This window comes from Shimia sp. CNT1-13L.2, from assembly GCF_024331145.1.
In the GTDB taxonomy this organism is placed as follows: domain Bacteria; phylum Pseudomonadota; class Alphaproteobacteria; order Rhodobacterales; family Rhodobacteraceae; genus Shimia.
Genome location: NZ_JANDJO010000004.1, coordinates 41644 through 61944 on the forward strand (window position 1 = coordinate 41644; position 20301 = coordinate 61944).

17 protein-coding genes are annotated in these 20301 nt (G+C 62.7%); 4 read left to right on the plus strand and 13 right to left on the minus strand.

Annotated features, from left to right (window positions below; all coding sequences use genetic code 11):
- Position 1 precedes the first annotated feature (1 nt).
- The 3 genes from NNA36_RS10005 to NNA36_RS10015 form a co-directional block, all read right to left on the minus strand.
- Entirely contained in the window at positions 2 to 877 is an 876-nt protein-coding gene (locus tag NNA36_RS10005) for a branched-chain amino acid ABC transporter permease (RefSeq protein WP_255106883.1), read from the minus strand.
- 91 nt (positions 878 to 968) lie between these two features.
- Entirely contained in the window at positions 969 to 2003 is a 1035-nt protein-coding gene (locus NNA36_RS10010) for a zinc-binding dehydrogenase (protein WP_255106884.1), read from the minus strand.
- Complete coding sequence (locus tag NNA36_RS10015; protein ID WP_255106885.1) at positions 2003 to 2677, minus strand: TetR/AcrR family transcriptional regulator; 675 nt, start codon at positions 2675 to 2677, stop codon at positions 2003 to 2005. Before NNA36_RS10015 ends, NNA36_RS10010 begins: the two co-directional genes overlap by 1 nt.
- Positions 2678 to 2935: 258 nt before the next feature.
- Between NNA36_RS10015 and NNA36_RS10020 the strand changes: the two genes are divergently transcribed.
- Positions 2936 to 4288, plus strand: coding sequence for a calcium-binding protein (locus NNA36_RS10020; protein WP_255106886.1), 1353 nt, complete (start codon positions 2936 to 2938; stop codon positions 4286 to 4288).
- A gap of 3 nt (positions 4289 to 4291) precedes the next feature.
- Here the strand turns inward: NNA36_RS10020 and NNA36_RS10025 are convergent, their stop codons facing one another.
- The 8 genes from NNA36_RS10025 to NNA36_RS10060 all read right to left on the minus strand — a co-directional run bounded on the left by NNA36_RS10025 (position 4292) and on the right by NNA36_RS10060 (position 15707).
- Positions 4292 to 4774 carry an RNA pyrophosphohydrolase gene (locus NNA36_RS10025; protein WP_255106887.1) on the minus strand — a complete coding sequence of 161 codons (483 nt, stop codon included), beginning with the start codon at positions 4772 to 4774 and terminating at the stop codon, positions 4292 to 4294.
- Positions 4775 to 4944: 170 nt separating this feature from the next.
- Positions 4945 to 6282 (minus strand): S41 family peptidase, encoded by a 1338-nt coding sequence (locus tag NNA36_RS10030; RefSeq protein WP_255106888.1) that lies wholly within the window; start codon positions 6280 to 6282, stop codon positions 4945 to 4947.
- A gap of 3 nt (positions 6283 to 6285) precedes the next feature.
- Positions 6286 to 7422, minus strand: a complete 1137-nt coding sequence (locus NNA36_RS10035; RefSeq protein WP_255106889.1) for a murein hydrolase activator EnvC — start codon at positions 7420 to 7422, stop codon at positions 6286 to 6288.
- Entirely contained in the window at positions 7419 to 8939 is a 1521-nt protein-coding gene (gpmI, locus tag NNA36_RS10040; RefSeq protein ID WP_255106890.1) for a 2,3-bisphosphoglycerate-independent phosphoglycerate mutase, read from the minus strand. The genes NNA36_RS10035 and gpmI overlap by 4 nt, the downstream gene beginning before the upstream one ends.
- A 93-nt stretch (positions 8940 to 9032) precedes the next feature.
- Positions 9033 to 11090: a hypothetical protein gene (locus tag NNA36_RS10045; protein ID WP_255106891.1), complete on the minus strand. Its 2058-nt coding sequence runs from the start codon at positions 11088 to 11090 to the stop codon at positions 9033 to 9035.
- Positions 11087 to 13831 (minus strand): DUF4159 domain-containing protein, encoded by a 2745-nt coding sequence (locus tag NNA36_RS10050; RefSeq protein ID WP_255106892.1) that lies wholly within the window; start codon positions 13829 to 13831, stop codon positions 11087 to 11089. Before NNA36_RS10050 ends, NNA36_RS10045 begins: the two co-directional genes overlap by 4 nt.
- Positions 13831 to 14703 (minus strand): DUF58 domain-containing protein, encoded by an 873-nt coding sequence (locus tag NNA36_RS10055; protein ID WP_255106893.1) that lies wholly within the window; start codon positions 14701 to 14703, stop codon positions 13831 to 13833. The genes NNA36_RS10050 and NNA36_RS10055 overlap by 1 nt, the downstream gene beginning before the upstream one ends.
- Entirely contained in the window at positions 14700 to 15707 is a 1008-nt protein-coding gene (locus NNA36_RS10060) for a MoxR family ATPase (protein ID WP_255106894.1), read from the minus strand. Before NNA36_RS10060 ends, NNA36_RS10055 begins: the two co-directional genes overlap by 4 nt.
- A gap of 68 nt (positions 15708 to 15775) precedes the next feature.
- On the opposite strand from NNA36_RS10060, the gene NNA36_RS10065 reads away from it, so the two are divergent.
- Positions 15776 to 16366 (plus strand): DUF1285 domain-containing protein, encoded by a 591-nt coding sequence (locus tag NNA36_RS10065; RefSeq protein WP_255106895.1) that lies wholly within the window; start codon positions 15776 to 15778, stop codon positions 16364 to 16366.
- 50 nt (positions 16367 to 16416) lie between these two features.
- On the opposite strand, the gene NNA36_RS10070 is transcribed toward NNA36_RS10065, so the two are convergent.
- Together NNA36_RS10070 and NNA36_RS10075 are read right to left on the minus strand one after the other, a co-directional pair.
- The gene (locus NNA36_RS10070) at positions 16417 to 17772 is read right to left on the minus strand and encodes an aspartate aminotransferase family protein (protein WP_255106896.1); all 1356 of its coding nucleotides are present in this window, start codon (positions 17770 to 17772) and stop codon (positions 16417 to 16419) included.
- A gap of 25 nt (positions 17773 to 17797) precedes the next feature.
- Complete coding sequence (locus NNA36_RS10075) at positions 17798 to 18595, minus strand: IclR family transcriptional regulator (protein WP_255106897.1); 798 nt, start codon at positions 18593 to 18595, stop codon at positions 17798 to 17800.
- Positions 18596 to 18760: 165 nt separating this feature from the next.
- Here NNA36_RS10075 and NNA36_RS10080 point away from each other — a divergent pair, with 165 nt between their 5' ends.
- Together NNA36_RS10080 and NNA36_RS10085 are read left to right on the plus strand one after the other, a co-directional pair.
- A complete protein-coding gene (locus NNA36_RS10080) occupies positions 18761 to 19702 on the plus strand; it encodes a tripartite tricarboxylate transporter substrate-binding protein (protein ID WP_255106898.1) in 942 nt (313 codons plus the stop codon).
- 64 nt (positions 19703 to 19766) lie between these two features.
- Positions 19767 to 20297: a tripartite tricarboxylate transporter TctB family protein gene (locus NNA36_RS10085; protein WP_255106899.1), complete on the plus strand. Its 531-nt coding sequence runs from the start codon at positions 19767 to 19769 to the stop codon at positions 20295 to 20297.
- The last annotated feature ends 4 nt before the right edge of the window (positions 20298 to 20301 follow it).

A 20301-nucleotide genomic window follows, 5' to 3' on the forward strand; every position in this document is an offset into this window, starting at 1 on the left:
CTTAGACCTTCTTTACTCTGACCTGGCTGAACAGGCCGTGAGGGCGGAAGATCAGCACCGCCAGCAAAAGCGCATAGGGCGCAATCTGGCTGTAGCCTGCCGCGATATAACGGCTTGCGAAAGGTTCGATCACCCCGACGATCAGACCACCGGCAAGAGCGCCCGGGAGACTGCCAAATCCACCGATCACCGCAGCGGCGAAGGCCTTGATCCCCATCAGGCCGGTGCTTGGGTCTACCGCGCCCTTTGCGGCAAACAGGATGCCGGCAATACAGGCCACGGCCCCGGCAAGCGCCCAGATAAAGCCCTGCACCCGTTTCACCGGTACGCCCATGTAATAGGCCGCAAGCTGGTTCTGCGACGCGCCCTGCATGGCGAGACCAAGCTTGGTGCGGTTGAAGAACTCGTAAAGGCCCCAGGTCAGAAGGATCGTCACCACGATCACCGCCACGTCCTCCATGCCAAGGACAAGCCCCCCAAGCGACACTTCCTTGCCGGCCAGCGGGTTTTCAAGAGACTGCGGCTCGTGACCCCAGATCATCCCGGCCAGAAAACGGATTACGAAGCCCAGCGCGATTGTCAGGATCACGACGGCGGTCTGACTCTCGCCAAACATCAGCCGGATCACGAAACGATCCAGCAGATAGCCAAGAACCGCCATCAGGCCGATGGAAATCGGCAGGGCCATCCAGAATGGAAGCCCCATGTAATCGGTGTTTGTTAGTCCAATGGTGACAAACGCGCCAAGCATCATGAAATCGCCCTGGGCGAAGTTCACGGCTTCGGTTGCCTTGTAAATCAAGACAAAGCCGAGCGCGATAAGGCCGTAAACACAGCCATTTGCCAGCCCGCTGATCAAGAGCTGCAAAGTATCCAAATTTTCCTCCCTGCGCCGGCGTATTGTTTTCTTTATGCCGGCTGATTTTTGGGTCCCCGTCTCCTCCACTTTCAGGGGACCCGTAGAACTACTATGGCGTGATGATCACCTTTCCGTCAGTCTTTTTCAGGGCATCCGCCAAACCTGACACAACGTCACGAAGGGGCAAATGCACGGAAACATCGGTTTTCCAGCGCCCGTCGGCAAATCTCGCCTGAACTTCGCCCACCACGCGCATCTGGTCGGCGGGGGGCGTCGACATCATCCACGAGGTGAGCCAGAAACCTTCGATTCGCTTTGACTGGAAAATCAGCTGCCCCATCATCGTCAGCTTGGGCAGCTCCGAGCTCAGCTTGCCATAGCTGATCCAGCGCGCCTTGTTCGGCATCGCGGCAAAGACCTGCTCCGAGAACTGGTCGGACACCGCGTCCAGAAACACCCGCGGCTTGAGCGCGGCGCTGATCTTGGCAAATTGCTGAACGGCATCTTCATCCGTGGTCACGACAACCTCGGCGGCACCCATGTCCTTGAGAGGCTGAACCGCTTCTGCGCGACGTACCAGGGCAATGGGTTTCAGCCCCAGATCCTTGCCCAGCGACACCATCAGCTTGCCCAACTGGCTGGTCGCGGCGGAGACCACGAAGGACTCACCGTCCTGGCGGGCGATGTCCACCATCGCCATCGCCGTCAGCGGGTTCACGATCTGCGCGGAACCGTCGTCGTCCGAAATGTCTGGGCGCAGCGGAATACAATTGATGGCATCGGTGGTGGCATATTCGGCCCAGGCACCGGAACATCCCAGCGCCACGACAAAGGCCACACGCTGGCCAACAAGACCTTCGGCCCCTTCACCGGCGGCCACGACATCGCCGCAACCTTCAAAACCGGCCGGATTGCCCTTGATACGGGGCTGGCCGTATTCACCCTTGATGAAGTGCAGGTCAGACGGGTTGACCGACGCGGTCCGCAACCGGATCAGAACCTGCCCCTTGCCCGGTGTCGGCACCGGAATTTCAGCGGCTTCCAGATAGTCTGCCGCATCCGCGATCGCAGGCCCCTCGGCCGTGCCGGAATAACCTTCGTGCCTTTGCAGCGCGGCAAACATGGTGGCGGGGATTTCGGTCATCAGGACACTCCGGTTTTTTTCTTGAGAGCGGCGGTCATCTCTGGCGTCCATTCGACACCGACCCCCCGCATGGCAAAACTCACCACGTCTTCGACGATGGCATTGATCTTGGCGGCGTCATCCCCGTCGCGGTGCTCGTACCAGAAGACCGGCCCGTTGATGGCGACAAGCAGACTTTGCAGAACAAAGGACATGTGAACATACGAGAACGCCCCCTGTTCCTTGCCCTCGCCCAGAACTTCGCGAAAGCGCTGTTCAAAGGCGTTACGTTGTTCGAGGTGACGCTCAAGGGCCTGACGCTGGAACTCGGTCGTGGCGCCATAGCGGCGCAGCCGCAAACCATCCAGCAGCACCTGCATATAGGCGTGGTGTTCGATCATCGCCCGCACGTGGCCGTCCGCCATCAGCGCCAACCGTCCAACGGCATCCGTATCGGCCCGATAGCCCGGGGAAATCGCGTCAAAGGCAAGCTCCATGCCGCGATCTCGGACCGCGTTGTAGAGATCCATCTTCGACGGGAAATAGTGGTAGATCCGCCCCTTGGTCGAATTCAGGTAGCGCGCCACCGTGTCGATCGAGGTCGCGGCGAAACCCTGCTGGCGAAAACACTCGGCAGCGGCCACGAGGATTTCCTCGTAACGATCCGGTTTCGTGGCGCGGGCAGCGGTGGGCACGTATTGAACTCCTGGCGACTCTGTCTTGCAACGACGAAAACATACTACTCGGTATGTTGTCAAATTCCGGGGCATCGGAACGTCGCGTCAATCACACGTCGCCCGCAATTCGACGGTGGCATGAAAAGTTCCGAATTTTCGGCTATACTCGGGCCAATGCCACGCGCGATCGGGGCGTTTTCACTTGTTTCATCATTAGTGCCCGCCTGACCTTTCAGGCGAATTTCTGAACCCAAATCCATTCACAGGAGACACCACATGGCCGTCATCGTCGCCACAGATACCAGCACCCCCATTGTTCTTCAGTCATCAGATCGGCTTTACGTCGGCGAGGATGTGGATGTCATAACCGGAACCGGCAGAGCCATCACCAGCGATACCAATGCGGTGTCACATCGCATCGCCATTGACGGCACCGTGGTTGCCATGTCCTCTCAGGCCATTCTCCTGCAGCAAGACAGTAACGGAAACGGCGTTCATGACATGCTCATCGGTGCCACCGGGGTGGTGCGCAGCCTGTTCCCCAACAACGCGGCGATCTGGATGATGGGCAGCGGTTCGAGCTTCCAGAACTATGGCGAGGTCTCGGGCACCTGGGGGCTGTATCTTGAAGGATACGCCTCTGGCTTTATCGAGAACCACGGCACGATCACCGGCGAAGACAATCAACATGCCATCGAGCTCGAGTTCGGCTCAACCGATGTCTCGATCCTGAACACTGGCCTGATGTCCGGCGGCAGCGCGGTCTACATTGATTCCGGCACGGCGACCATCAACAACAGCGGCACCATGCTGGGGAGCGGCAAGACAGAGTACGTCATCCACGTCACCGCCGGTAACGGCAGCAACGAAGTCTATAATTCCGGCGAGATCCTGAGCCTGCACGGCAACGCGATCTGGTTTGGCGAGGCCGATGACTGGCTCGACAACTCGGGGCTGATCCAGGGCTATGTCGCAACCGGCGACGGCGCGGATATCGTGCGCAACTTTTACGGCACCATCGAAGGCAGCGTGGCGCTTGGGGACGGCGATGACATCTTCCTGTCGCGCCACGGCGAAATCACCGGCGTCGTTTCCGGCGGCGCGGGCGAAGACAAGCTGCGCGGTGGCAGCAGGGACGACACGCTGTTCGGGGGTGATGACAACGATCTTGTCCGCGGCCTTGCCGGTGATGACATCCTGACAGGCGACGATGGTGCCGACACCCTGAAAGGTGGGCGGGGATCGGACGAGATGCTCGGCGGCACCGGCGCGGATGTCCTTCGGGGTGGTCAGGACAATGACACCATCAAGGCCGGCAGCGGCAACGACCTGATCGCCGGCAACCAGGGAGACGACCTCCTGACAGGCGGCCTTGGCCGGGACACTTTCGTCTTTGGCCGCAACGCCGGTGTCGACACCATCACCGATTTCCAGAACGGCAAGGACAAGATCGACCTGTCGGGCCTAGGGCTCAAGACGGGCGAGTTCGCGACCAAGATCGCGCCTGCCCTGACAAATGCCGGCAACAACACCACGCTGCTGGATCTCGAGGCCCTTGGCGGCACCGGGTCGGTCCTTATTCAGGGTCTCGCCTTCTCGGACGCCAACGGCACCGATTTCATTCTCTAGGACCTAGAGATGCCCTTCGAACGCGGCCACGACCTGTTCGTACACGCCGCGTTTAAAGGGCACGATATTGGCGATCAGCTCGTCCACCGGCAACCAGCGCCATTCCGAGAACTCGGGGTGGTCCACGGCGATGTTCACATCCGCATCGGTGCCGTGAAAACGCAGCAGATACCATTTCTGCTCCTGCCCCCTGAAACGGCCCTTCCAGATGCGTGGTACGATATCATGCGGCAGGTCATAAGCGATCCAGCCCTCGGTCTCCGCCTCGACGGTGACAAGGCGGGCCGAAACGCCGGTTTCCTCTTCCAGCTCGCGCAGCGCCGCCTCTTTCGGGCTTTCCCCCTTGTCGATACCACCCTGCGGCATCTGCCAGGCGGGCACCTCGCTATCAAGGCGCTGGCCGACAAAGGCATGACCCTCGGCATTGACCAGCATCACGCCCACGTTGCGGCGATAGGGCAGTTTGGCGATCTCTTCGGGGGTCATGGCATGCTTCCTGAAAACTGAACTGGCAAACACCTACCCAATGCCCCGCGGCCATGCAATTGCCCAGGGTTTCAATGCACCGTAAATACTCCCGCCGGAGGCATCCGCCGGTGCGGCAAACGAAAAGAGGCGCCCTGCCGGACGCCCCCCAAATCGTCTATCTGATCAGATCAGTTCTTCGGACCCAGCGCCGACAGGCCCTTGAGGATGTCGATGGCATAGGCCAGCTGGTAATCGTCCTCGCGCAGCTTGGCCGCTTCTTCCGCCTTGGCGCGATCCTCTTCGATCTGGCGGATTTCATCCTCGGTCAGGCTGTCATTGTTGAGGCTGCCGCGCAGGTCGGCCTCGCTGCGGCGGCTGCGGGTCGAGCTTTCTTCCTCTTCCTCGCTGGCTGCCGGACGACGGGGCTGTTCCACGACGATGTCGGGCGACACGCCCAGCGCCTGGATCGACCGGCCCGACGGGGTGTAGTATCGCGCGGTGGTCAAACGCATGGCGCCATTGCCTCGCAGCGGCATCACGGTCTGAACCGAGCCCTTGCCAAAGCTCTTGGTGCCGACCACGATCGCGCGGCGATGATCCTGAAGTGCGCCCGCAACGATTTCCGAAGCCGAGGCCGAACCGCCGTTGATCAGAACAACCATCGGCTTGCCTTCGGCCAGATCGCCGGGGGTGGCGTTGAAACGGTCACCATCTTCCGGATTGCGGCCACGGGTCGAGACGATCTCGCCCTTTTCGAGGAAGGCATCGGACACGGTGATCGCCTGGGTCAGCAGGCCACCGGGGTTGTTGCGCAGGTCAAGCACGATGCCGTTGACGTTTTCCATACCGCCCAGCGCCTCGACCTGTTTGGCAAAACCGGCCTCGAGGTTGGGGGTGGTCTGGTCGTTGAAGGTGGTGACACGCAGAACCACGGTGCTGCCCTCGGTGCGCGAGCGCACGGCAGTGAGCTTGATGGTGTCGCGGATTATGGTCACGTCAAAGGGTTCATCCTCGCCTTCGCGGGCGACGGTGATCACGATTTCCGAGCCAACCGGCCCCCGCATCTTTTCCACCGCCTGGTCCAGCGTCAGGCCAAGAACGCTTTCGCCGTCAACGTGGGTGATAAAGTCTCCGGCCTCGATGCCTGCGGAATCGGCAGGCGTGCCGTCGATCGGCGAGACCACTTTCACGAAGCCGTCTTCCTGGGTCACCTCGATGCCAAGACCGCCGAATTCCCCGCGTGTCTGTACGCGCATGTCCTCGGCGTCGTCGGGCGACAGGTAGGAGGAGTGCGGATCAAGCGAGGTTAGCATGCCATTGATGGCAGCTTCGATCAGATCGCCCTCGTCCACGTCCTCGACATATTGTGCGCGGATGCGTTCGAAAATGTCGCCGAACAGGTCAAGCTGTTCATAGACGTTGGTGGTGCGGGCGCTTTCCTGCGCCAGAAGCGGGCCGGCAATCTGCACGGCGAACAGCGCGCCAGCAAGAGTGCCACCCAGCGCGGCCACGACAAATTTCCTCATCGGTTATTCTTCCTTGTTTGTCCGGAACCAGGTTTCCGGGTCCACGGAATCCTTGCCCTGTCTCACTTCTATATAGAGCGTTTCCGACCGCCCGTTACCAGCCCCTTCACCGGACTGTGAGAGGATTGCCCCGATTTCCGGGTCATTTCCGCCCATCAAACCCACTGGCGTGCCCTCGGGGATCACGTCTCCGGCCTCGCCAAAGACTGTCGACAGCCCTGCAAAGACGAACATCAGCCCCGCCTGCGGCTCGAGGATCACCACGTTGCCATAGTCCAGAAGCGGACCACGATAGCGGATGGTGGCGGCCGTCGGGCTGCTGACCAGCGCATTCGGACGGGCGGCCAGCACAAGGCCCGGACGGCGGATACCGGCGGCATCAGCCTCGCCCGAGCGGCGCAGGATCTCGGCTTCGACCGGCAGGGTGATCCGGCCCTTGCGGCTTGAGATGTCGACCACGGGTGTCGGGGTTTCCCCTTCGCCCTGGATCTCGGTCAGCCCGCTGGCAAACCCTTCCAGCGTTTCGGTGGTCGCGATCAGCAGCGCCACCTTCACCGGATCGTCGGCAAATCGCTTGGGAAGGTTGGTGCGGTCGGCAATGGCCTGGCTAAGCTCGGTGCGTGCGGTCTGCACGCCGGAAAGCCCGTGCTGCAACTGGTCGGCCGCATCCTGTTGCAGCGCCCGCAGGATCGCGATTTCCTCGAGATCATGGCGCAGCGCGGCGGCGCGTTCTTCCAGCGCGGGGGTGATATCGGCAAGGATCATGCCCGACCGCGCGGTGCCGGTTGGCCCTGCCGGATGCAAAAGCATCACCGGCGCGGATCGCTGCCCCATGCCCTGAAGCACACCCAGAAGGCGGGCAATTTCATCTTCCTCGGCCTTTAGGGCGCGGCCCAGCTGCGCCTCGCGGATCGCGGCACGGCGCAGCCCTTCGCGCATGGCCACCAGCCCGGCCTCATAGGCCCGCACTGTCGCCGTCAGGGCTTTGACCCGATCACGGGCGCCACCGGCCTCTTGCAGGGAAATCGACGCGGCCTCAAGCTGCGACGCCGCCTCCCGCGCTGCCTCTGCGGGATCGGTCTCGGCGCGGGCCAGTCCCGCCACCAGTCCGAGCATCAAAAGCAGCGCATGGGATTTCATCGGATAATCAGGCTCTCTCCGGTCATTTCGGCGGGCTGTTCCAGCCCCATCAGATCCAGCAGCGACGGCGCGAGATCGGCCAGGCGACCGGCACGCAGGCCCGCCCCATCCGGCCCGTTGAACAGCACCACCGGCACGAGGTTGGTGGTATGCGCCGTGTGCGGCCCGCCGGTCACCGGATCAACCATGACCTCGCAGTTGCCGTGGTCTGCGGTCACAATCATCGTCCCGCCGACCTTGGTCAAGGCCTCGGTGACAGCGGCCAGCCCCTGATCAACCGCTTCGCAGGCCCGCATGGCGGCCTGAAGATCACCGGTATGGCCCACCATGTCGGGGTTGGCATAGTTGGTCACGATGAGGTCATAGCCCTCTTCGATCGCCGCCACGAACTGTTCGGTGACTTCACCGGCGGACATCTCGGGCTGAAGATCATAGGTCGCAACCTTGGGAGATGCGGCCATATAGCGGTCTTCGCCGGCCGCGGGCTCTTCCTTGCCGCCATTCAGGAAGAAGGTCACGTGCGGATACTTCTCGGTCTCGGCAAGGTGGAATTGGCGCAGACCCTTCTTGGCCACCCATTCGCCCAGCGTGTTGACGATCTCCTGCTTGGGATAGGCGGTGGTCATGTATTTCACGTGGTCATCCGAATAGTCGACCATGCCCAACAGTCCGGCAAGCGCCGGGCGCGGGCCGGTCTCGAACTCGGCAAAGCCCGGCTCGCCGATGGCGCGCAGGATTTCACGCGCACGGTCAGCACGGAAGTTCAGGCAGAAGAATCCGTCACCGTCCTTAACACCGGCATAGTCACCGATCACGGTGGAGGTGATGAATTCGTCGGTCTCGGAGCGTTCATAGGCATTCGACACCGCATCATGCGCGGTGGCCGCGTTCAGGCCCTCGGCCTTGATCCAGGCGTTATAGGCCTCGGACACCCGTTCCCAGCGGTTGTCGCGGTCCATGGCGAAATACCGCCCTGCGATCGTGCCGATACGGGCCCCTTCCGGCAGGCATTCTGCCAGTGTTTCGAGATAGGTAAAGGCCGATTTCGGGGCCACGTCGCGGCCATCGGTGATCGCGTGCAGGACCACCGGCACACCGGCATCCGTCACCGCCTTGGCCGCAGCGAGGATATGTTCGATATGGCCGTGTACCCCACCGTCCGAGATCATGCCCATGAAATGCGCGGTGCCGCCGGTTTCCTTGAGATTGGCCGTAAAGGCGTTGATCGCGGCGTTTTCAAAGAACGACCCGTCCTCGATGGCAAGGTCGATCTGACCAAGGTCCATCGCGACAACCCGACCGGCGCCGATATTGGTGTGACCCACTTCCGAGTTGCCCATCTGCCCCGACGGCAGGCCCACATCCGGACCATGCGTGATCAGCGTGGCATTGGGGCATTCAGCCATCATCGCGTCAAAGGTGGGCGTATCGGCAAGCGCCGGTGCATTGGCCTCGGTGGTGTCGCTCAGACCCCAGCCATCGAGAATGCACAGGACTACGGGTTTCGGGGTGCTCATCTTGGGCTGCTCCATCTCGGGTTCGGGCGCGTTTTATCGCGGCCCCGTCCCAAGGTGAACCGGTTTCAGCGGCCCTGCTGCGAAATGCCCGCTTTATTGCCGCCCTTCGCGCAACCAACCGGCAAGGATCAGGGCCGATGTCAGCAAAAGCACAAGCCAGGCAGGCAAAAGCGGGGTGCGCGCCACATCCGTCACGTCATAGGCCCCGCGCGGTGTCAGACCGATCCAGCCGCGCCCAGCCGCCGGACGCCCCTCGCGGACAGACCGCAGGGTCGGCAACCCGTCTTCCAGCGCGAAACTGCCGCCGCGCTGCGCCTCCAGAAGCGGGGCCATCGGCTCTGCACTGGCGATGGTTTCCTCGAACTCGCGCGGGGCGGCAGGGCCAAGGCCAATCACCGCCTCATGTTCGCCGTTCGCCAGCCGATAAAGGCCGATGTCCGCCCCGGTGTAGCGGGCTTCGAAATGGCCGGGGCGCTGTTCTGCCATCGACAGGGTCACCACCTCACCGGTCGGCGAGGTCACGGTCACTTCAGGCACGGTTTCCGACAGGCTGCGACGGATGATGCGCATGGTCTGGCCCTTGGCTTCGGCCCAAAGCGCCTCTTCCTCGAGCTCCGGTTCGCCCATCATCCAATGCGCCAGACGCCGCAGCACTTCCAGCTGCGGACCGCCGCCCTCATAGCCGCGCGCCCAAAGCCAAGCCTGATCCGAGGCCAAAAGCGCGACACGCCCGTCATCCACCCGATCCAGCACCAAAAGCGGCAGGCCGTCATGGCCGGTCATCACCACATCGCCGCCGGGCGATCCATCACGCCGCAGGGGTTCGATCTCGACCTGACGAAGCCACCGCCCCCAGGCCCCTTCCTGAGGCAGGTTCGCCGTCACCGGGTGGCGGGCGCCAAGATCCGAAACTTCGGGGGTAAACGGCAGATCCAGCACCCGCGCCGTGGGGCGGGCGGGGATGATGGCCGACAGGGGCGAGCGGAAGATACTGTCTGCGGTTGCGAAATCCGGCCCCGCCGCGATCAGCACGGCACCGCCCTTGCGGACATAGGCCTCGACGTTTTCAAGGTAGAGCGATGGCAGGATGCCCCGCCGCTGGTAACGGTCAAAGATGATGAGGTCGAAATCCTCGACCTTTTCCATGAACAGCTCGCGGGTGGGGAAGGCAATCAGCGACAGTTCCGACACCGGCACGCCGTCCTGTTTCTCGGGCGGACGCAGGATGGTGAAATGCACAAGATCGACCGAGGCATCGGATTTCAGCAGGTTGCGCCAGGTGCGGGTGCCGGGATGGGGTTCACCGCTGACCAGCAGAACCCGCAGGCGATCGCGCACACCGTTGATCTGCACAAGGGCGCTGTTGTTGCGGTCGGTCAACTCACCCTCGGCCGCAGGCACCGTGAACTGGATCACGTTGCGCCCGCCATGGGGCAGCATCAGCGGCATTTCCACGTCACGCCCGATCGGCACAAGGAACCGCTGTGGCGCGGCCCCGTCGATGGAAATCTCGACAGGCGCCTGCGTTTCGGCGGGGGCATTGCCGCTGTCCTCGATCCGCAGAGTCAGCAGCACTTCTTCGTCGAGAATGGCAAAGGCCGGTGCACCGGTCACCCGCAGGCGGCGGTCCCAGTCGGCACGCAAACCGCTATGCAAAAGGTGCATCGGTGCGGGAATCTCCGGCGCTCTCTCCATGTCATGCACCCGCCCGTCGCTCAGCGCGATGATACCGGCAATCCGTCCGCGCGGCTCTTCTGCGAGGGCGGTGTTGAGGGCGGCCATCATCTCGGTTCCGGCATCGCCTGTTCCGTCCGGCACGTCGATGCGGCGCACTTCCATATTGTTGCGCCCGTTGATCCGCGCGGTCAGGGCCTCGGCGGCGGCTGCGGTCCGATCCGCGCGGTCCGACAATTGCTGGCTGCTGCTCTGGTCGACCAGCATCAGGACAATATCGCTCAGGTCTTCGCGGCTTTCGCGGTGCAACACCGGACCGGCCAGCGCCCCGATCACCACCAGCGCGGCCAGACCACGAAAGGCCCATCCCGAAAGCCCGCGCCACCAGGCCCAGCCACAGGCCAGCACCGCCATGACAGACAGTCCAATCACCAGCCACAGCGGCAGAAGGGGGTCGAAAAGGATCTGTCCGGTCATTGGCCCAACCTGTCAAGAAGCGCAGGCACGTGGACCTGATCGGATTTGTAGTTGCCGGTCAGCACGTGCATCACGAGGTTCACGCCGAACCGGAACGCCAGTTCGCGCTGCCGTTCTCCAGCGCGGCCACGCCCCACCGGATAAAGCGCGTTGCCACGGGCATCCATCGCCCATGCGGCGGCCCAGTCGTTGCCGCCGACGACAACCGGCGTCACGCCATCATTGAGATTGCGGAACGGCATGCCTTCGATCTGCACCGCATCCGGCGGCGCGGCCTCGACCCAGATCTCGCGGCTGTCATAGCGCCCGGGGAAATCCTGAAGCAGATAGAAGGTGCGCGTCAGCACGTGATCGCCCGGCACCACCTCGAGCGCGGGAATATCCAGCGGCGCGGCAAGGCGTTGCAGCTTGCGGCCATTCGGGCTTGAGGCGCCATACCCCGCGACATCCGCGTCGCGGGTATCAAACAGGATCATCCCGCCCGAGCGAAGATAGGTGTTCAGCTTGGCATAGGCCTCGTCCGAGGGGATCGGCTGATCCGGGGTGATCGGCCAATAGACCAGCGGATAAAAGACCAGCTCGTCGGTCTCGAGATCAATGGTGCGGGGTGGATTGGGCTCCACAGCGGTGCGGAAGAAAAGCGTCTCGGACAGGCCGCGCAGCCCCGCCAGCGCGAGGTTGTCGATCTCGGTGTTGCCGGTCTTGATATGGGCAAAAACCACCTCGCGGGAGTCTGCGATGGCAATCGGGTTTTCCTGTGCCTCGGCCCCCTGCCCCACCAGCATCAGCGCCACCAGCCAACCGGCCACGCGCGCGCCCCAAAGCCGACCGGACACGAACAGCGATGCGGCGACATCCGCCGCAAACAGCAGAAGCGCCGCGGCAAGGAACCATCCCGACAGGTCGCGCACCGGAGTTTGCTCAAAGCCCGACACCTGAATACGCGCGGGCCAGTCTGCGGGGTGCAGCTTCGCTTCGCCATCAAGAACATTGCGCGCAACAAGGCGCAGGCCGTCGCGGTAGAGGCCGGGCTGGAGTTCGGGTCCAAGGGGCGCGCCGGCAAGGTCTTCTCCGGTCACACCGGCAAGCGTCTGCGCCTCTTGCAAGCGGCCAAACCCATCAAGCACCTTTACCGGAGACCAGATGGTGCCGGCCATGCGGGCATCGTCATCCACATCCGTGGCGCTCAGAACCGCAAGCCGGTCAAGCATCTGCACGAACAGGCCCGACAGGGGCAGCCCCGACCATTCCGCGTTGGCGGTGACATGGAACAAAACCACCTGCCCCTGCCCAAGCGTCTTTCGGGTGACCATCGGAGTGCCGTCGCTCAACTCGGCAACAACGCGATCGGCAAGGTTGGGATCGGGCTGGGCCACCACCTGCGCCTCGACCCTTACCTCATCGGGAATGGCAAGGCCGTGGAACGGGCTGTCGATGTCAAAGGGGGCGATGGACTTTGGTTCGCCCCAGCTCATCGCGCCGCCAACACTGCGGCCACCGCTGCGCAGGCGCACCGGCATCAGGGGGTCTTCCTCGTTGCGGCTGACCTCGCTTGCGGCCAAACGCGGACCGGCAAAGCGCAGAAGCAGGCCACCTTCAGACACCCAGTCCTGAAGCGCTTCGGATTCGCCCGCAGACAGAACGGCAATATCCGCCAGAACCACCACGTCGGGATTGGCGGGCAGCAGATCGGTCAGCGCCCCTTCCAGCACCTCGGCATTTTCCACCAGCGCCTGCCGCAAGTAGTGCAGCGGCGACAAGAGTTGCAGGCCCTCGCGGTCTTCGCGCCCCGCCACCAGCGCGACCTCGCGGCGGCGCAGGCTGTCATCCGAAAGCGCCACGGCCCCGGCAGAGCGCAGACCCGCGATCTCGAAACGGGAAATCCGCGCGCGCAGTTCCGCAGGCAATGACAGGTCGACGCTGGCGGTTGCCTCACCGGATGCAAATGTCATCGGCGTGGTGGCCAGCACCCGCGCCACGCCGTTGGGATCAAGGCCGTGGGCCTCGACCGTGATCTCGCGCGCGCCTCCCGTACCGGCACGCTGTCCGGTCAGGACCAGCACACCGTCCTCGTACCGCCCCGGTGCAAGGGCCACGACACCGAGGTCGTCTTCGACCACTTCAACGGCGCCGCGCGCCTCAAGCGCCGCAAGCAAATCCGGCCGTCCGGAATGCTCAAGGCCGTCGGAAATCCAGAGCGTATCAAACGCCGTTTCCGGCAGGGTTAGAGCCACATTTTCCAATGCGCCTGCCTCGGGCTGCCAGGGTTGGGGCTGGATGCCGGGCAGTTGCGATTGCCATATCGCGGGGCTTGCAAAGCGCGGGTCTTCCGGCGCAGTCAGCTGGATCAGGGCCACTTCTCGCCCGTCCCGCGCCGCCGCATCAAGCCGCGCCTCGACCATCTTCATCTTGGCCGCCCATTGCCCCGCCCCGGCCCAGCCGCCATCCATCACGATCAGAAGCGGCGCATCGCTGGCGCGCTCCTCCGGCGGGTTCAGCACTGGCCCCGCAAGGCCAAGGATCACCGCCGCCACGGCAAGCGCCCGCAACATCAGCAACCACCACGGGGTCCGGTCGCTGACCGTGTCTTCGTCCTGCAAGCCCAGCAACAGCGCGACACCGGGAAACCGCCGCCGCACGGGGGCTGGCGGGATCGCGCGCAGGATCAGCCAGAGAACCGGCAGGGCCACCAGCGCCGCCAGCATCCAGGGCGCGGTAAATCCGATCGACAACAGACCCATCACAACCGCCTTTCCAGCGCACGGTGCAGCCACAACAGGGCCGATTGCGCCGAATGGCTGGTGTCATGCAGGCCGTATTGCCATCCCGTCGTGGCACACAGCGCCCGCAGCCGTTCCTTGCGTTCCGCCAAGCGTTTCAAATAGCGCTCCTGAAGATCCGAGGCCTTGTGCGTCTCGTGCACGAGGCTCTGGGCCATGCTTTCGAAAATGGCGCGGCCCCGATAGGGAAAACTCTCTTCCGCCGGATCAAGCACCTGCAACAGGACACCGCGAATACCCCGGTCTGCGGCCTTGAGGAGAGCGGCTTCCACGGCCTCGAGGTCACCAAGGAAATCCGAGACGAACAGGGCCCGCGAATGCGGCAGCATTGCCCGCGCTTCAGGTGTGCCATAATCCGCATCTTCGCCCTTGAGGAACATCTCGGTCAGGCGCAGGATCTGCCCTTCGCCACGGCGCGGCGGCAGGGTCGTGCCTGTCAGGCCGACGCGTTCGCCCGAGCGGATCAACAGGATCGCCACCGCCAGCGCCAGAACCCGCGCACGCTCGCCCTTGGACACCCCGTTTTTCTCGGAGGCAAACCCCATCGAGGCCGACTGGTCGACCCAGAGCATCACCGACTGGGCCACCTGCCATTCCCGCTGGCGCACGAACTGCGCATCACTTTTGGCCGAACGCCGCCAATCGATCATGCGTAGGGAATCTCCCGGCTGAACCGGACGGTACTGCCAGAAATCATCGCCAAGACCGGACCTGCGCCGCCCGTGTTCCCCAAGCAGAACCGTCCCCGCCAGATGCTCGGCCTGCGCCAGCAACGGCGGCAACCGCGCCGCTTCGCTTTCGGCACGGGTGCGCAACTGGGGGTAAGAGATCACGCGGCGGCTCCGATGCCGTCCATCCCGGCAAGGGTTTCGCGAATGAGGTCACCGACGGTTTCGCCACGTGCCCGCGCCACGAAGGTCAGGGCCATACGGTGGCTCAGAACAGGGGCGGCCATGTCGATCACGTCCTGCGGGCTTGGGGCAAGGCGGCCATGCAACAGCGCCTGTGCGCGTACCGTCATCATCAGCGCCTGAGCGGCCCGTGGCCCCGGCCCCCAGGCAACGCTTTCGCGCACGGCCTCGCTTGCCGAAGGGTCCCCGGGCCGGAAGGTGCGCACAAGATCAAGGATCATCTCGACCACGTTCTCGCCCACCGGAATGCGGCGCAAAAGGGTCTGGGCCGCGATCAGCTCTTCGGCGCTGAACACCTGATGCGCCTCTTCCTCGGCCACGCCGGTGGTGGCCAGAAGGATGTCTTTCTCGGTGTCCCGCGTCGGATAGGGCACGTCGATTTGTACGAGGAAACGGTCAAGCTGGGCCTCGGGCAGCGGATAGGTGCCTTCCTGTTCGATCGGGTTCTGGGTGGCCAGAACATGGAACGGTGCATCCAGCGGCCGGTCTGCCCCCGCAACCGTGACATTTTTCTCCTGCATCGCCTGCAACAGCGCCGACTGGGTGCGCGGGCTGGCGCGGTTGATCTCGTCGGCCATCAACAGCTGACAGAAGATCGGCCCCGGCACAAAGCGGAATTCGCGCGCGCCACCCTTGGCCTTTTCGAGAACTTCCGAGCCAAGGATATCCGCCGGCATCAGGTCCGGCGTGAACTGAACCCGGTTGCCGTTCAGACCCATCACCGTCGACAGGGTATCGACCAATCGGGTTTTTCCCAGCCCGGGCAGACCGATAAGCAGACCATGCCCCCCACACAGAAGCGCCGAAAGCGTGAGGTCAACCACCCGCTCCTGACCGATGAACCGCTTGGTGATCGCCTCTTTCGCCTGCCCCAGCTTGTCGCACAGGGATTCGATTTCGATCACCAGATTGGCGTCTTCGGTCATGACAACTCTCCTGTTTCGGCTATGTATATATCCTGACCTTATCTCGCCGGACGCAAATGGCAAAAACAATGAGCGGACAAATTCCTGTGAAACCAACGGCAGACGGCATCGCGGCCTCGGCCACGGCAGCCAAGAAAGACCGGGGCCTGCCCCCTGTGCACCTGTGGAACCCGCCCTTCATGGGCGACCTCGACATGCAAATTCTGCGCGACGGGTCGTGGATTCATGAAGGCGGGCGCATCAATCGCCCGCAACTGGTGCGGCTTTTTTCGACGATCCTGAAGAAAGAGGGCGAAAACTACTTTCTGGTGACCCCGGTCGAAAAGGTTGGCATCACGGTCGAGGATGTGCCTTTCGTGGCGGTCGATGTGGATATTGCGGGCGACGGGGACGGCCGTGTTCTGACCTTCACAACCAATGTCGAAGACACCGTTGAGGCCGGACCGGATGCGCCGATTCGGGTGGAACGCGATGGGGAGAGCGGCGAACCGGCGCCTTATGTCATGGTGCGTGCGGGTCTTGAGGCGCGGATAGATCGCAAGAGCTTTTACCGCATGGTCGATGCGGGCGAAGAGCGCGAAGTCGACGGTGAGGCGTGGTTCGGCGTGACCTCGAAAGGCGCTTTCTTTCCGATGATCCCCGCCAAAGACCTGTCCTGAAACAGGACAACCCCGGGCAGACCCCGGGGTTTCCAAGAGCCGGTTCAGGCTCAGTTCACTGCGGCAAAACCCGCATCCAGCGCCGACAACAGCGTCTGAACGTCGTCCGACGTCAGCACCAGCGGCGGTGACAGGATGATATTCGGGCCGGACACCCGCACCATCGCGCCCTCTTTGTAGGCGACCTCCTGAATGGTGCCGATGGTCTTTTTATCGATGGCGGCCTTGGTGTTGCGGTCGCTGACCAGTTCCATCGCGCACATCAGGCCCTCGCCGCCGCGCACGTCGCCGATCTGTTCATACTTCGCGCCCAGCGCCTGTAGGCCGGCATAAAGCTCGGCACCCCGCGCCGCCGCGTTGTCTTTGACGTTGAGTTTGAGCGTTTCCTGAACACAGGCAATCGCCGCCGCCGCGCCAACGGGATGGCCCGAATAGGTATAGCCATGGCCAATCGCGGCCTTGCCCGAGGTGTCGTTTTCAAAGACCTCTGCCACCTTCTCGGCGATCATCACCGCGCCGAAGGGGAAATAGCCGTTGGTAATCGCCTTGGCGGTCGACATCAGGTCGGGCTGCACGCCCCAATGGCGCGATCCGGTCCAGCTGCCAGTACGGCCGAACGCGGTGATCACCTCGTCCGCGATCAGCAGGATACCGTGCTTGTCACAGATCGCCCGCACCCCGCGCATAAAGCTCTCATGCGGTACGATCACGCCACCGGCACCAAGGATCGGCTCCATGATCATCGCCGCGATGGTGCCCGCGCCCTGGAAGGCGATCTCGTCCTCCATTGCCTGCAGGCACAGCGCCGCCAGCTTTTCGGGATCGGTTTCGTTGAACGGGTTGCGATAGGTATAGGGCGCCGGAATGTGGTAGCAGCCGGGCAAGAGCGGCTCGTACTGGGTGCGGAAGTTGGCGTTCCCGTTGACCGAGGCCCCGCCCATGTGGGTGCCGTGATAGCCCTTTTTCAGCGAAAGAAACTTAGTCCGCCCCTCTTCGCCGCGGACCTTGTGGTACTGACGGGCAAGGCGCAGCGCGGTTTCCACCGAATCCGATCCGCCAGAGGTATAGAAGGCGCGGGTCAGACCATCGGGTGCATAGAAATCGCGCAGCATCTCGGAAAGTTCGATGATCGCGTCATTGGTGGTGCCACGGAAGGTCGAGTAATAGGGAAGCACGTCCAGCTGGCGGGCAATCGCCTCTTTGATCGGCTGGCACGAAAACCCGAGGTTCACGTTCCAGAGGCCGCCCACGCCGTCCACCACTTCGTGGCCGTCGACATCGGTAATGCGCACGCCCTGTGCGCCGGTCACGATGGTCGGCGGGTTGTTCAGGCAATCGGCGGGATGCGCCATCGGATGCCAAAGCGACTTGGCATTCTTTTCTTTGAGGAAGTTGCTGTCTTTCATGGATCAGACCTTTCGGGACGGAGGATTACGCGGGCACGACGAGAGATTCGCCGGCCTTCTGTTTGAATTCATCGGGGACAAAGCCGCCAAGCAGGCGGGTCATTTCAAGCGAGGCCTGCATGACCTCGTGGCGGATGGTGTTGCGCAACCCGTCGGTCATACGCGCGACCGGGGCCGCGACGGCAATCGCACCGTAACAGGATTGTCGCGCATCAAAGATCGGGCACGCGTGCGAGTGCACATCCATTTCATGGCCGCTGACCGATTCCGCGACACCGATCCGGCGCGCCTCGGCAAGGCGCGCGCGAATGGCGTTGGGGTCAGTTTCGGTTTGTTCGGTCTTTTTCTGAAGCGGTCCTGCAAGCACGGTGTCAACAAAGTCGGCGGGGCTGAAGGCAAGCACGGCGTGGCCGGAACTTGTCGAGTGAAACTCGATCTGTTCGGCGTCTTCCATCGTCACGCGGGTGCCGTGCAGCGCGCTATAGGCAAAGCTGACGACATGCAGCTTGTCGCCCTGGCGGATCGACATATGGGCGGTTTCGCCGGTGGCATCGCACAGGCGCGACAGGACTTTCTGGGCCACTTCACGCGTGGGAACGGCGGCTTCGCGCAGCGCCGCAAGGCGCGGATAGACCGGTCCTAGACGGTATTCACGGCCCGTTCCGACCTGTTCGACGAATCCCTGTTCGGCCAATTCAGTCAGTAAACGATAGACAGTTGCCTTGTTCATGCCGGACAGGCGGGTCATCTCGCTCAAACCGATCTCGGATTGGGCACGCGAGAAATAACCCAACAGTGACAATGCTTTGGCTACCGTACCCATCAGACTTTCATTCGCTCCCGCTTGTGTTTTCTGCCCCCGCGTCATCGAAAATGTGGGGCGCTTCTTAAAAGTGTTGACAGAAAGATAGTTAACCTGTCAATCTATTTTCGAACCTTTGGTTTAAATAATGAACCGATCCAAAATAGATCGAACAGGGAGACGACTATGAAAACCAAAACGCTTCTGGGCACCGCCCTTGCATTTGGCATGGCAACCCTCGGTGGGGCCGCCATCGCCGAATATCCTGAAAAGCCGGTGAGCTTCATCGTGCCGTGGCCTCCGGGTGATCTCGAAGACGTGCTGACCCGCATGATCGCCGAAGACTTCCAGGCCGAATACGGCATCTCGGCAGCCGTGGTGAACAAGCCCGGCGGTGGCGGTGGCCCCTTCCCGGGTGCGATCGACGTGGCAACCGCGCCTGCGGATGGCTACACCATCGGCTCGTTCGTGCCCGCGGTTCCCGTGATCGGCCACGAGATCGGTATTGATGAACTGGCCGACGAAGTCTTCGAGCCGGTCGGCATCTTCCTCACCTACCCCTTCGTCATCGCCACCAGCGTGGATGCGCCTTACTCCTCGATGGCGGAACTGGCGGAACACGCGAAATCGAACGACGTGGCCCTGGGCCACTTTGGCGCGGTCCTGACCCCGACCAAGGTGACCATGGCCTATGCAGTCAACGCAGGCTTCGAGTGGGGCTCGGACGCGGCCTTTGACGCGCTCGACTGCAACACGCTGGCCTCGGGTGACGCGGATGTCATCAACACCACGCTGCAGCTGATCCTGCCCTGCCTCGACAAGGTGAAGGTTCTGACCTCGATCACCGGCGAGCGTATCCCGCTGGTGCCGGATGCCCCGACCATCGGTGAACTGGATGCGTCTCTCGACATCGCCCTGTGGAACGGCCTGTTCGTTCACAAGGACACCCCGGCAGACGTCCGTGAGAAAATCGCCGCCGTCGCCGCCAAGACCGTCATGAGCGACCGGGCACAAGCCGTCGCGAAAGAGACCGGTGCACAGGTCTACTGGTCGGATGCCGCTGCTTCGGCAGAGATCATCGCCAAGGACAAGGCGACCACGGCCCACATCGGCAAACTGCTCGAGTAACCCCTGACAAACGGGCCGGAGGTGCACGAACCCCCGGCCCTTTCTGTATCCAGAGGCTGGACAGATGAGTGACCCAAAATACAGCACCTTCAGAGGCCCCCTGCGCGGACAGATCCTGTTTGCCATCGTTTTCCTGCTGGCGGCGCTGTTTCTCATGTCGCAGCTTGGCGACCAGACAAAATGGTTCAAACGGACCAAGTTCTTTGCCCAGCCGCGGTTCTGGCCGATGGTGTCGATTGGCGGCATGGTGATCTTTGGCGGGCTGCACCTTTGGAAACTGCCGCGCCGCAAGTTCGTGACCGCCGATTACACCGAGTGGAAGATCTGGTTCTTCGCCATCGAATGGGTGTTCTGGTTCCTCGCCTACGTGATGCTTGTGCCGCTGATCGGCTATCTGCCGGTGACGATGGTCTTCATGCCGATCATGTGCTGGCGGATGGGGTATCGCAGCAAATCGATGCTGTGGATTTCGGTCGCCTTTGGCGCTGCCGTCGTGGTGCTGTTCAAATCCTTCCTCGACGTGAAAATCCCCGGCTCCCTGCTCTACGAGTATCTGCCCGGTGCGATGCGCAACTTCTTCATTCTGAATTTCTGAGGAT

Coding starts and splice junctions, on each gene's coding strand:
- NNA36_RS10060 (WP_255106894.1), bottom strand. CDS start 15,707: ATGACCGAAGACGCCAATCTGGTGATCGAAATCGAATCCCTGTGCGAC.
- NNA36_RS10010 (WP_255106884.1), bottom strand. CDS start 2,003: ATGACCGAAATCCCCGCCACCATGTTTGCCGCGCTGCAAAGGCACGAA.
- NNA36_RS10065 (WP_255106895.1), top strand. CDS start 15,776: ATGAGCGGACAAATTCCTGTGAAACCAACGGCAGACGGCATCGCGGCC.
- NNA36_RS10025 (WP_255106887.1), bottom strand. CDS start 4,774: ATGACCCCCGAAGAGATCGCCAAACTGCCCTATCGCCGCAACGTGGGC.
- NNA36_RS10080 (WP_255106898.1), top strand. CDS start 18,761: ATGAAAACCAAAACGCTTCTGGGCACCGCCCTTGCATTTGGCATGGCA.
- NNA36_RS10070 (WP_255106896.1), bottom strand. CDS start 17,772: ATGAAAGACAGCAACTTCCTCAAAGAAAAGAATGCCAAGTCGCTTTGG.
- NNA36_RS10035 (WP_255106889.1), bottom strand. CDS start 7,422: ATGAAATCCCATGCGCTGCTTTTGATGCTCGGACTGGTGGCGGGACTG.
- NNA36_RS10085 (WP_255106899.1), top strand. CDS start 19,767: ATGAGTGACCCAAAATACAGCACCTTCAGAGGCCCCCTGCGCGGACAG.
- NNA36_RS10020 (WP_255106886.1), top strand. CDS start 2,936: ATGGCCGTCATCGTCGCCACAGATACCAGCACCCCCATTGTTCTTCAG.
- NNA36_RS10050 (WP_255106892.1), bottom strand. CDS start 13,831: ATGGGTCTGTTGTCGATCGGATTTACCGCGCCCTGGATGCTGGCGGCG.
- gpmI (WP_255106890.1), bottom strand. CDS start 8,939: ATGAGCACCCCGAAACCCGTAGTCCTGTGCATTCTCGATGGCTGGGGT.
- NNA36_RS10030 (WP_255106888.1), bottom strand. CDS start 6,282: ATGAGGAAATTTGTCGTGGCCGCGCTGGGTGGCACTCTTGCTGGCGCG.
- NNA36_RS10075 (WP_255106897.1), bottom strand. CDS start 18,595: ATGGGTACGGTAGCCAAAGCATTGTCACTGTTGGGTTATTTCTCGCGT.
- NNA36_RS10045 (WP_255106891.1), bottom strand. CDS start 11,090: ATGACCGGACAGATCCTTTTCGACCCCCTTCTGCCGCTGTGGCTGGTG.